We start from the raw sequence: 11,781 nt of genomic DNA on the forward strand, positions 1-11,781 counted from the left end.
TTCATGCACCGAGTCCGCTCACGCCGTCTCGGCCGGCCCGGCCACGCGGATCGGCAGGTCGTCCGGGTCGATGGTCTTACCCGACAGCGCCAGGTCCAGCGCATCGTGGTCCAGCGCGCGCTCCCACTTCGAGACCACGATCGTCGCCACTGCATTGCCGATGAAGTTGGTCAGCGAGCGGCATTCCGACATGAAGCGGTCCACGCCCAGGATCAGCGCCATGCCCGCCACCGGCACCTCCGGCACCACCGACAGCGTCGCCGCCAGCGTGATGAACCCCGCGCCGGTCACGCCCGCCGCGCCCTTGGAGCTCAGCATCGCCACCAGCAGCAGCGTGATCTGGTGACCCAGCGTCAGCTCGGTGTTGGTCGCCTGCGCGATGAACAGCGCCGCCAGCGTCATGTAGATGTTGGTCCCGTCCAGGTTGAACGAATAGCCCGTCGGCACGACCAGTCCCACCACCGTCTTCTCGCAGCCGGCCTTCTCCATCTTCTCCATCAGCGACGGCAGCGCCGACTCCGACGACGAGGTGCCCAGCACCAGCAGCAGCTCCGCCTTCAGGTAGCGGATCAGCTTGATGATCGAGAAACCGCACAGCCGCGCGACGATGCCCAGGATCACCAGCACGAACAGCAGCGCCGTCACGTAGAAACTGCCCACCAGCATGCCCAGGTTGAGCAGCGAGGCCAGCCCGTACTTGCCGATGGTGAACGCCATCGCGCCCAGTGCGCCGATCGGCGCCGCCTTCATCAGGATGTGCACCATCCGGAACACCGGTGCGGTCAGCGCCTCGAAGAAGTTCAGCACCGGCTTGCCCCGATCGCCCACCAGCGCCAGCGCGATGCCGAACAGCACCGCCACGAACAGCGTCTGCAGGATGTTGCCGTCCGCCAGCGCGCCCACCAGCGACTTCGGGATCACGTCCATCAGGAAGCCGACCAGCGTCAGGTCATGCGTCTTCTCGACGTAGCGGTGCACTTCCTTCTGGTCCAGGTCCGCGACGTTGACGTTCATGCCGTGGCCCGGCTGCACCACGTTCGCCACCACCAGGCCGACGATCAGCGCCAGCGTCGAGAAGAACAGGAAGTAGGCCATCGCCTTGCCGAACACCCGGCCGACGCGGCTGAGCTGCGTCATGCCCGCGATGCCGGTCACGATGGTCAGGAAGATCACCGGCGCGATGATCATCTTCACCAGCTTGATGAAGGCATCGCCCAGCGGCTGCAGGGTGACGGCGAACTTCGGCTCGAAATGACCGAGCAGGATGCCGATCACGATCGCCACGACGACCTGCAGGTAGAGATGGCGGTACCACGGCACGGCGACGACCGGCGTGGCGGAGGCGGAAGGGGACAGCATGGGGACGGCTCCGGTTGAAGGCGCCGCTGGCGCCGTCACCGGCGTGGCTCGGCACCCAGGCGGCGCAGTATCCCACCCGCATCCCGGAGCCGGCTGCGGAATCTACGTACAAACCCTGGTGGCTGGACGCCCATTCGCACAGGCCCTCGTGGGTAGGCTCGCCGCGGCCGCCTAGGCCTCGCCGATCACCCGCGACTTGCCCTCGCGGTCGATCGCGACGTAGGTGAGGTTGGCCTCGGTCACCTTGACCACATGCGGATTGGCGGGGTTGCGCTCGGCGAAGACCTCGACGTGCACTGTGATCGAGGTGCGGCCGATGCGGGTGACCTGCGCATAGAAGCTCAGCAGGTCGCCCACCGACACCGGCTGCTTGAAGATGAACTCGTTGACCGCCACCGTCGCGATCCGCCCGCGCGAGATGCGCGCCGGCAGCACCGACCCGGCCAGGTCGACCTGCGCCATGATCCAGCCGCCGAAGATGTCGCCGTTGCCATTGGCGTCGGCAGGCATCGGCATCACGCGCATCACCAGTTCACGCGGGCCGATCGTCTCCGGGGAGAGCAGGCTGGACGTCGAGGCGGGCGCGGTCGGGGCCGCGGGGGCATTGGGGGGCGGTGGAGTCGCTCATGATCGGCAAACGGTGACAATGGCCGGCATTGTCGTCCAGCATGTCCGGCCCCGCCAGCGCAGGCGCCGGACCCGAGGCCCGACCCCACGACAGTCCAGCCCCTTCGTCCATGCGCCGCTCCACGCTCGCCGGCACCTCCGCGCCGACCCCCGTCCCCTCGTCCTCCACCGCGCCCGGGTCCCGGGGCGACTGGCACACCATCGGCCGCCTGCTGCCCTATTTCTGGCGCTACCGCTGGCGCGTCGGCCTCGCGCTGGCCTTCATGATCGGCGCCAAACTGGCCAATGTCGGCGTGCCGGTGCTGCTCAAGCAACTGGTGGACAGCCTCGACCTGCGGCCCGGCAGTGCGCAGGCGCTGATGGTCGTGCCGGTGGGGTTGCTGCTGGCCTACGGGATGCTGCGCCTGTGCACCTCGCTGTTCACCGAGGCACGCGAGCTGATCTTCGCCAAGGCGACCGAGGGCGCCTCGCGCAGCATCTCGCTGCAGGTCTTCCGCCACCTGCACGACCTGAGCCTGCGCTTCCATCTCGAGCGCCAGACCGGCGGCATGACCCGCGACATCGAGCGCGGCACGCGCGCCGTGCATGCGTTGATCTCGTACTCGCTCTACAGCATCTTCCCGACGCTGGTCGAGGTGGTGCTGGTGCTCAGCCTGCTGGCGCTGAAGTTCGACGTGCTCTTCGCCTGGATCACCGGCGCGGCGCTGGTGTTCTACATCGGCTTCACCATCGTGGTCACCGAGTGGCGCACCAAGTTCCGCCGCCAGCTCAACGAACTCGACTCGCACGCGCACAGCAAGGCGATCGACTCGCTGCTGAACTACGAGACGGTGAAGTACTTCAACAACGAGGACTTCGAGGCCGCCCGCTACGACCAGAGCCTGGAGCGGCTGCGCCGCGCGCAGCTGAAGTCGCAGACGACGCTGTCGCTGCTCAACAGCGGCCAGCAGGTGATCATCGCGGTGGCGCTGGTGGCGATGCTGTGGCGCGCGACGCAGGGCGTCGTCGCCGGGCAGATGAGCCTGGGCGACCTGGTCATGATCAACGCGTTCATGATCCAGCTCTACATCCCGCTGAACTTCCTGGGCGTGATCTACCGCGAGATCAAGCAGAGCCTGACCGACCTGGACAAGATGTTCGGCCTGCTGGCCCGGGAGCGCGAGGTCGCGGACGCCCCCGGCGCCCAGCCGCTGCGGGTGGCCGGCGCGTCGGTGCGCTTCGAGGACGTGCACTTCGCCTACGAGCCGCAGCGGCCCATCCTCAAGGGCGTCAGCCTGGAGATCCCGGCGGGAAGGAAGGTCGCCGTGGTCGGCCCGAGCGGCTCGGGCAAGAGCACCCTGGCGCGGCTGCTCTACCGCTTCTACGACGCGCAGTCAGGCCGCATCGCGATCGACGGCCAGTCGATCGCCGAGGTCACGCAGCACAGCCTGCGCCGGGCGATCGGCATCGTGCCGCAGGACACGGTGCTGTTCAACGACACCATCGCCTACAACATCGCCTACGGCCGCCCCGAGGCGACGACCGAAGAGATCGAGGCCGCGGCCAAGGCCGCGCACATCCACGCGTTCATCCAGGCGCTGCCGCAGGGCTACCAGACCATGGTGGGCGAGCGCGGGCTCAAGCTGTCCGGCGGCGAGAAGCAGCGCGTGGCCATCGCGCGCACGCTGCTCAAGGATCCGCCGATCCTGATCTTCGACGAGGCGACCTCGGCGCTGGACTCGCGCAACGAGCGCGCCATCCAGGCCGAGCTCGAGGCTGCCGCGCGCGACAAGACGGTGCTGGTCATCGCGCACCGGCTCTCGACGGTGGTCGATGCCCACGAGATCCTGGTGATGGAGCAGGGCGTCATCGTCGAGCGCGGCACCCATGCGTCGCTGCTGGCGCGGCGCGGCCGCTACGCGCAGATGTGGGCCCTGCAGCAGGATGGGCAGGACGCGGTGGCGGCGTCGGCGGCCCCTCACGGCTAAACTCCCGCGCCGTGGAAACCAAATGGCTTGAAGACTTCGTGAGCCTGGCGGAGACGCGCAGCTTCTCCCGCTCGGCCCAGCTGCGGCATGTCACGCAGCCGGCGTTCTCGCGCCGCATCCAGGCGCTGGAGGCGTGGGCGGGCGTCGATCTGGTCGACCGTTCGTCCTATCCGACGCGTTTGACCGCGGCCGGCGAAACCCTGCTGGGCCAGGCGGTGGACCTGCTCGGCAACCTGCAGGCCACGCGCAACATGCTGCGCAGCCACCAGTCGGCGGGGCAGGACATGATCGAGTTCGCCGTGCCGCACTCGCTGTCCTTCAGCTTCTTCCCGCACTGGCTGATGGAGCTGCGCCAGCGCTTCGGCGAGGTGAAATGCCGGCTCAACGCGCTCAACGTCCACGACGCGACGCTGCAGCTGAGCGAAGGCAACTGCGACCTGCTGGTCGTCTACCACCACCCCAGCCAGCCGCTGCAGCTCGATCCCGAGCGCTACGAATCGGTCTCGCTCGGCCACGAGACCCTGGCCGCCTATGCGAAAGCTGACACAGGCGGCGCGCCGATGTTCCGGATTTCCGGACACCCGGGCCAGAAGATCCCCTTCCTCAGCTACGCGTCCGGCGCCTACCTCGGGCGATTGGTGGAGCTGATCGTCAAGGACGCCGCGCAGCCGCTCAACCTGGAATCGGTCTTCGAGACCGACATGGCCGAGAGCCTCAAGGCCATGGCGCTGGAGGGCCACGGCCTGGCCTTCCTCCCGGCGAGCTCGGTGAAGAAGGAAGTGAAGGCGCGCCGCCTGGTGCGAGCGGCCGAGCCGGGCCAGTACGAACTGAACATGGAACTGCGGATGTACCGCGAGCGCCAGGGCTCGGCGCGCCGCGTGAAACCGGTCGCGCAGGCGCTCTGGAATTTCCTGACCCACGCCGCCGCCGGGCAGGCATGAAACCTGCATATGTAAGCCGTGCAACACCTCGAGATGCGTGATACTCCCTACCCAGCAAAGCAGCCGCTCATGGTCTGCTCTGCCGGTTGGGCGGCTCACCGGTCGAGCCTCCCTCGAATCCGCTTTTGAATCCGAACAAGCAGGAGCAACTATGAAGAAGGCATTGCTAGTCCTGGCCCTTGGCGCGGCGTTGGTCGGCGTGGCGCAAGCCGACACGCTGAAGAAGATCAAGGACACAGGCAGCGTGACCATGGGCGTGCGCGAGTCCTCGGGCGCGCTGTCGTACACGCTCGGCGACGGCAAGTACGTGGGCTACCACGTCGAGGTCTGCCAGCGCGTGCTGGCCGACGTGCAGAAGCACCTGGGCCTGTCCAAGCTGGACATCAAGTACCTGCCGGTGACCTCGCAGAACCGCGTGCCGCTGGTGCAGAACGGCACCGTGGACATCGAGTGCGGCTCCACCACCAACAACATGACCCGCGCCAAGGACGTGGCCTTCGCCGTCACGACCTACGTCGAGGAAGTGCGCATCGCGGTGAAGGCCGATTCGGGCATCACCTCGATCGCGCAGCTCAACGGCAAGACCGTCGCGACCACCACCGGCACCACCTCCGTCCAGCTGCTGCGCAAGCACGAGCGCGCCAACGGCGTGGACTTCAAGGAAGTGCTGGGCAAGGACCACGCCGACAGCTTCCTGCTGCTGGAGTCGGGCCGCGCCGACGCCTTCGTGATGGACGGCCAGATCCTGGCCGGCAACATCGCCAAGTCGCGCAATCCGGCGGCCTTCAAGATCGTCGGCGAAGTGCTGTCGGTCGAGCCGATCGCCATCATGATCCGCAAGGACGATCCGGCCTTCAAGAAGGCGGTGGACGACAGCATCAAGGGCTTGATGAAGTCCGGCGAGATCGCCAAGCTGTACGACAAGTGGTTCATGCAGCCGATCCCCCCGACCAACACCAAGGTGGGCCTGCCGGCGACGGCGGCGACCAAGGACGCCTGGGCGAACCCGAACGACAAGCCGGTCGAGGAATACGCCAAGAAGTAAGCACGGTTCCCTGAGCGCAAGGCGCCCCGCGGGGCGCCTTGTCGCAAGGGGGTGACCGGAGACTGGAAGGGCCGCGGCAGCGCATGCGGGCGGCCCTTCGCATTGATGGATGGAGCACGCCATGGCGAGCTGGGATTGGCAGTTGTACTGCACAGACATGGTGACCGAGGAGGTCGCGCCGAAGTGTTTCGGCGCCCCCGGTTATGAGACTTACCTGGACGCGATGATCCACGGCTGGGGCTGGACGATGTTCGTCTCGGTCCTGGGCCTGCTGGTCGCGCTGGTGGCCGGATCGCTGATCGGCATCCTGCGCACGGTGCCCAACAGGAAGCTGGCGATGTTCGGCGAGGCATGGACGGAGCTGTTCCGGAACATCCCGCTGATCGTCCAGCTCTTCATCTGGTATCACGTGATCCCGCGCCTGTTCCCGATCCTGGACCTGCCGCCCAGCGTGCTCGTCGTGATCGCGATCGGCCTGTTCACCTCGGCGCGGATCTCGGAGCAGGTCAAGGCCGGCATCCTGACGCTGCCCAAGGGCCAGCGCTACGCCGGCCAGGCGCTGGGTCTGACGCTGCCGCAGACCTATCGCCATGTGCTGCTGCCGATGGCCTTCCGCATCGTCATTCCGCCGCTGACCAGCGAGAGCATGAACATCGTCAAGAACTCGGCGGTGGCCTTCGCGGTGAGCATCCCCGACCTGGCGCAGTTCGCGCTGCAGGCCTCCGAGCAGTCGAGCTTCGTGCAGATCTTCCTGCCCGTGACGCTGCTGTACTTCATCTCGGCCTATGCGATCAACCGCCTGGCCAAGGTGATCGAGTGGTACGTGCGCGTGCCCGGCATCCTGGGGGCGAAGTGACATGACGCAACTCGACTTTTCGTTCCTGACCTGGGAGGTCCTGTCCTCCTTCGTCGCCAAGGGGCTGTGGTTCTCGATCCAGCTGACCTTCTCGGCCATGATCGGCGGCATCGTGCTGGGCACGATCCTGGCGCTGATGCGGCTCTCGGGCAAATGGTGGCTGGAGCGGCCGGCGGCGATCTACGTCGACACGCTGCGCTCGATCCCGCTGGTGATGGTGATCCTGTGGTTCTTCCTGCTGATCCCCTACATCGCGGGGCCGCTGGGCGCGGAGAAGACGGCGCTGATCACCTTCACGCTGTTCGAGGCGACCTACTACTCCGAGATCATGCGCGCGGGCATCCAGTCGGTGCCCAAGGGCCAGGTCTTCGCGGGTTACGCGCTGGGCATGAACTACAAGCAGACCATGGGCCTGGTGGTGCTGCCGCAGGCTTTCCGCAACATGCTCCCGGTGCTGCTGACGCAGACCATCGTGCTGTTCCAGGACACGTCGCTGGTCTACGCGATCGGTGCCTACGACCTGCTCAAGGGTTTCGAGGTCGCCGGCAAGAACTTCAACCGGCCGATGGAGACCTACCTGGTCGCGGCCGTCGTCTACTTCGTGATCTGCTTCAGCCTGTCCATGCTGGTCCGCCGGCTGCAGAAGAAGATCGCCATCATCCGCTGAGGTCCGCCCCATGATTGAAATCAAGAACGTCTCCAAGTGGTACGGCCCGTTCCAGGTGCTGACCGATTGCTCCACGACCATCCAGAAGGGGGAAGTGGTGGTGGTGTGCGGCCCGTCGGGGTCGGGCAAGTCCACGCTGATCAAGACGGTCAACGCGCTGGAGCCGATCCAGGCGGGCGACATCGTCGTCGACGGCACCAGCCTGACGGCGCCCAAGACCAACCTGCCCAAGCTGCGTTCGCGCGTGGGCATGGTGTTCCAGCACTTCGAGCTGTTCCCCCACCTGTCGGTGACGGAGAACCTGACGCTGGCGCAGGTGAAGGTGCTGGGCCGCAACATGGCCGACGCCAAGACCCGTGGCCTGAAGATGCTGGAGCGCGTGGGCCTGATGGCCCACAAGGACAAGTTCCCGGGTCAGCTTTCGGGCGGCCAGCAGCAGCGCGTGGCGATCGCCCGGGCGCTGTCGATGGACCCGATCGTGATGCTGTTCGACGAGCCGACTTCGGCGCTGGACCCCGAGATGGTGGGCGAGGTGCTGGACGTGATGGTCCAGCTGGCCAACGAGGGCATGACCATGATGTGCGTGACGCACGAGATGGGCTTCGCCAAGAAGGTCAGCCATCGGGTGATCTTCATGGACGCCGGCAAGATCGTCGAGGACTGCACCCGCGACGAGTTCTTCGGCAATCCGGACCAGCGCTCGCCGCGTGCCAAGGACTTCCTGGCGAAGATCCTGCAGCACTGATCGCGGGCGCCCGAGGGCGTCCCCCGCACGGCCTCGAAGGCCCGCCCCGCAAGGTGCGGGCCTTCTTCATTCCGGCTGTCCACGACGCCTGTGCGGTGCTCACTCGTCCACGGCATGGATGTCCAAAAGACTCCTGGTCGAGGTCAGTGACGGCCGGCGAGGGGCTGCGAACAATCGGTCCCATCGCGATTCGGCCCGTGTGTGGCGAGTCGCACGAGGCGCGAGGTGATCCGTGCGGGAATCCGCCCGTGGGGTCAGGCCGTGCGTCGATCCACGAGTCGTCAGGAGGTCACCGGATGGGCGCACAGCATCGCAGCCATTTCAGCCATTCATCGCCGGGCTCCCAGGCGAAGAGGGCCCAGCGCTGGCCGAAGGAGGAGTACGTCCGGCGCGTGGAGTACGACGCGAAGAACGATGCATTGCTTCAGACGATCCGTGCCGACATCGCCGGCATGCGCAGCGAGATGCGCACGGAGCTTTCGGCGATGCGGGTGCAGATGGAAAGCCGCTTCTCGGCGCTGACGGTGGAGATCTGCGCCGTGCGCAGCGAAATGCGGGCGGAGGTCGGTGAGCTGAAAGGCGAGATCAAGGGGCTGAAGGGAGAGATTGGAGGGATCAAGACCTCGATCAACGTCATCATGGGCGTCCTCGCCCTGCTGGCGGGCATGGGAGCCCTGCAGCTCCATCCCGTGATCCGGGCCATGTCCGCCGCAGCCCCGGCGCAGAAGGCGCTCGCGATGTACACCGTGCCCGCGCCGATGACGCCGGCCAGTGCGCCGTGAGGTGGGGTGCGACAATCCCGCCCCATGAGCGAAACCCTAGTCCTGACCCGTCCCGACGACTGGCACGTGCACCTGCGCGACGGTGCCGCGCTGCAGAGCGTCGTTCCGTACACCGCGCGCCAGTTCGCGCGCGCGATCGCGATGCCCAACCTGAAGCCGCCGATCACGACGGCCGAGCAGGCGCGGGCCTACCGCGAGCGCATCCTCGCCGCCGTGCTCGCCGGCGTGGACTTCGAGCCGCTGATGACGCTCTACCTGACCGACCGCACGCGCCCCGAGGAGATCGCCGCCGCGAAGGCGGCCGGCGTGGTCGCGCTCAAGCTCTATCCGGCCGGCGCCACGACCAACAGCGATGCCGGCGTCACCGACATCCGCAAGACCTACGCCACGCTCGAGGCGATGCAGAAGGCGGGCCTGCTGCTGCTGGTGCATGGCGAGGTCACCGATGGCGACGTCGATGTCTTCGACCGCGAGGCCTTCTTCATCGACCGCGTGATGACGCCGCTGCGCAAGGACTTCCCCGAGCTGAAGGTGGTCTTCGAGCACATCACGACCAAGGAAGCCGCGCAGTACGTGACCGCGGCGGACCGCTTCACCGGCGCGACGGTGACGCCGCAGCACCTGCTCTACAACCGCAACGCGATCTTCATGGGCGGGCTGCGACCGCATTACTACTGCCTGCCGGTGCTCAAGCGCGAGGAGCATCGCCTGGCGCTGATACAGGCCGCCACTTCCGGCAGCCCGAAGTTCTTCCTCGGCACCGACAGTGCGCCGCATGCGTCGGTGATGAAGGAGAACTCGGTGTGCGGCGCCGGCTGCTTCACCGCGCTGTCCGCGCTCGAGCTCTATGCCGAGGCCTTCGAGGCCGCGGGCGCGCTCGACAAGCTCGAGGCCTTCGCCAGTTTCCACGGCGCCGACTTCTACGGCCTGCCGCGCAACACGACGCAGGTCACGCTGCGCAAGACCGAATGGACGCTGCCCGAGTCCGTCCCCTTCGGCGAAGCCGCGCAGCTCAAGCCGCTGCGTGGCGGTGAGGCGCTGCGCTGGAAGCTCGACTGAGCGCGACACCGCGGTCCACCGCGGCGTCAGGACGCGCCGCGGCGCGCTGCTGGCTCACCCCGAATCAACTGGCCGCCGGCGCCACCGGCGCGGGCGCGCTGGCGGACGCCGGCTTCGGCCGCAGCGCCCACACCACCGAAGCGATCGACAGCCCGGCGATGACCAGGTTGCTCATGGTGAAGAGCACCGGCGCGAGCGTGGTGAAGACCGGGTCGTGGCCGCGCTCGGCGAAGCGCATGGTGCCGGTGGAGATCGCGGTCGCGCCGAAGGTGAATCCCCAGTACGACAGCGTGAACGGCTGGCGGATCCACGGCATCAGCCGCAGCACCATCAGCGCCTGCACGATCGCGTAGCCCAGCAGCATGCGGGCGATGAGGTCCGGCGGGCCGACGGTGACGGCCGCGTAGGCCAGCAGCGCGACCGCCGGCGGCGCCATCTGGATGCCCACCGTCGGGCGCAGCGCCGGCGGCAAGGGATCGACGGTCAGCAGGCGGCCCAGGATGATGGACTCTTGGACGATCCAGGCCAGCACGCCGGCACCGAAGAACAGCTGCCCCCAGCTCGGCCAGCCGAGCGCCGATAGCGCGATCGCGGACACCAGGTTGGCGCCGACCGTGGGCAGGTAGAGCACGGGCGTCGTCGTCTTCGGGTCGCGTCCGCCGCGCCACTGGCCGCCGTGGCGCCACAGGCCGAAGAGCAGCGAGGCCGCCGCGCCGAGCAGGACCAGCGCCGTCCCCACGCCGTGCGCATGCGGCAGCACGCCGATGCCGGCGAGCATGGTGGCCACCGGCACGAGTGCGATGAAGCAGCAGAGGATGGGATGGGCGGCCTCGGCCAGGGCCTCCTCGCGCGCGGCGATCCACTTGATCGCGAATCGGACCAGCAGCACCGCCCACACCGTCACCGCGACCGCCATGACCGACTCGCCGATCCAGGTGGGGAAGCCCCACAGGCGCGAGGCCACGCGCCAGCCGTTGCCCAGGCCGGTCAGGCCCAGCACCATGCTGAAGTAGGAGGCGGGAACCGCCCATCGGGATGCGTTCATCGAGGTGCTCCTGCGCGCGCGGCGGCCGGCGAGGTCGTGGGACGAGCGCACTGTAGCCGTGAACATCGCTCAGAGCTCGAGCGTCAATTCATCGCCGTCCGCTCTCGAGACGCAGACGCACATCAACCGCTGATCCGATTTCTGCGCGTCGGTGAGCACGTCGTCGCGATGCGCGGGCGTGCCGGCGACCACGCGCGTGGCGCAGGTGCCGCAGTTGCCGATGCGGCATGAGGCCGGCACTCGCACGCCCTGCGCTTCGGCGACCTCGAGGATGGAGCGGTCCTTCGGCACGAGCAGGTCCTTGCCGCTGCGGACCAGGTGGACGACGAACTCGCGGTCGCCGGGCTTGGCGCGGTCGGTGCTGAACTTCTCGGCGTGAACGCGCGCGGCGCTCACGGCGGCCTCCCGCGCGGCCGCCGACACCGCGTCGATCAGGCGCCAAGGTCCGCAGACGTAGACATGATCGGTCTCGCCCAGGCCGAGCATCAGCGCCTGGACGTCGAGGCGCTGCCCTTCGTCCTTCGCGTGGACCTTCACGCGCTCGCCGAAGGCGTCGACCAGCTCACCCAGGAACGGTGCCTGAGCCCGCGAGCGCACCGCGTAGTGCAGCTCGAAAGCCGCGCCTCTCGCGACGAGCGCATGCGCCATCGCCTTGATCGGCGTGATGCCGATGCCGCCGGCGATCAGC

The 11,781-nt window shown here is 67.7% G+C and carries 12 protein-coding genes; 8 read left to right on the forward strand and 4 right to left on the reverse strand.

The annotated features are described in order from the left end of the window. Window positions 1-18 precede the first annotated feature (18 nt). Together FUT87_RS05800 and FUT87_RS05805 are read right to left on the reverse strand one after the other, a co-directional pair. Window positions 19-1,359: a dicarboxylate/amino acid:cation symporter gene (locus tag FUT87_RS05800; RefSeq protein WP_091726141.1), complete on the reverse strand. Its 1,341-nt coding sequence runs from the start codon at window positions 1,357-1,359 to the stop codon at window positions 19-21. Between the two features lie 171 nt (window positions 1,360-1,530). Beyond that, complete coding sequence (locus tag FUT87_RS05805) at window positions 1,531-1,884, reverse strand: acyl-CoA thioesterase (protein WP_147240379.1); 354 nt, start codon at window positions 1,882-1,884, stop codon at window positions 1,531-1,533. A gap of 212 nt (window positions 1,885-2,096) precedes the next feature. On the opposite strand from FUT87_RS05805, the gene FUT87_RS05810 reads away from it, so the two are divergent. The 8 genes from FUT87_RS05810 to pyrC all read left to right on the forward strand — a co-directional run bounded on the left by FUT87_RS05810 (window position 2,097) and on the right by pyrC (window position 10,048). Further along, window positions 2,097-3,953, forward strand: a complete 1,857-nt coding sequence (locus tag FUT87_RS05810; RefSeq protein ID WP_147240380.1) for an ABC transporter ATP-binding protein/permease — start codon at window positions 2,097-2,099, stop codon at window positions 3,951-3,953. 11 nt (window positions 3,954-3,964) lie between these two features. Beyond that, window positions 3,965-4,894 (forward strand): LysR substrate-binding domain-containing protein, encoded by a 930-nt coding sequence (locus FUT87_RS05815; protein WP_091726131.1) that lies wholly within the window; start codon window positions 3,965-3,967, stop codon window positions 4,892-4,894. A gap of 151 nt (window positions 4,895-5,045) precedes the next feature. Further along, window positions 5,046-5,939: an amino acid ABC transporter substrate-binding protein gene (locus FUT87_RS05820; RefSeq protein ID WP_147240381.1), complete on the forward strand. Its 894-nt coding sequence runs from the start codon at window positions 5,046-5,048 to the stop codon at window positions 5,937-5,939. A gap of 121 nt (window positions 5,940-6,060) precedes the next feature. Continuing rightward, a complete protein-coding gene (locus FUT87_RS05825) occupies window positions 6,061-6,795 on the forward strand; it encodes an amino acid ABC transporter permease (protein ID WP_091726123.1) in 735 nt (244 codons plus the stop codon). Window position 6,796: 1 nt separating this feature from the next. After that, window positions 6,797-7,462, forward strand: coding sequence for an amino acid ABC transporter permease (locus FUT87_RS05830; RefSeq protein WP_091726120.1), 666 nt, complete (start codon window positions 6,797-6,799; stop codon window positions 7,460-7,462). Between the two features lie 10 nt (window positions 7,463-7,472). Beyond that, on the forward strand, window positions 7,473-8,207 hold the full coding sequence (locus tag FUT87_RS05835) for an amino acid ABC transporter ATP-binding protein (RefSeq protein WP_091726117.1): 735 nt from the start codon (window positions 7,473-7,475) through the stop codon (window positions 8,205-8,207). Window positions 8,208-8,503: 296 nt separating this feature from the next. Continuing rightward, a complete protein-coding gene (locus FUT87_RS05840) occupies window positions 8,504-8,989 on the forward strand; it encodes a hypothetical protein (protein WP_147240382.1) in 486 nt (161 codons plus the stop codon). A 24-nt stretch (window positions 8,990-9,013) separates the two neighbouring features. Further along, the gene (gene pyrC / locus FUT87_RS05845) at window positions 9,014-10,048 is read left to right on the forward strand and encodes a dihydroorotase (protein WP_147240383.1); all 1,035 of its coding nucleotides are present in this window, start codon (window positions 9,014-9,016) and stop codon (window positions 10,046-10,048) included. Window positions 10,049-10,112: 64 nt separating this feature from the next. Here the strand turns inward: pyrC and tehA are convergent, their stop codons facing one another. Together tehA and FUT87_RS05855 are read right to left on the reverse strand one after the other, a co-directional pair. After that, on the reverse strand, window positions 10,113-11,093 hold the full coding sequence (gene tehA / locus FUT87_RS05850; RefSeq protein WP_147240384.1) for a dicarboxylate transporter/tellurite-resistance protein TehA: 981 nt from the start codon (window positions 11,091-11,093) through the stop codon (window positions 10,113-10,115). Between the two features lie 69 nt (window positions 11,094-11,162). Then, on the reverse strand, window positions 11,163-11,781 hold a 619-nt coding region (locus tag FUT87_RS05855; RefSeq protein WP_147240385.1), incomplete at its 5' end, for a flavin reductase family protein.

The organism is Mitsuaria sp. TWR114 (assembly GCF_007997345.1).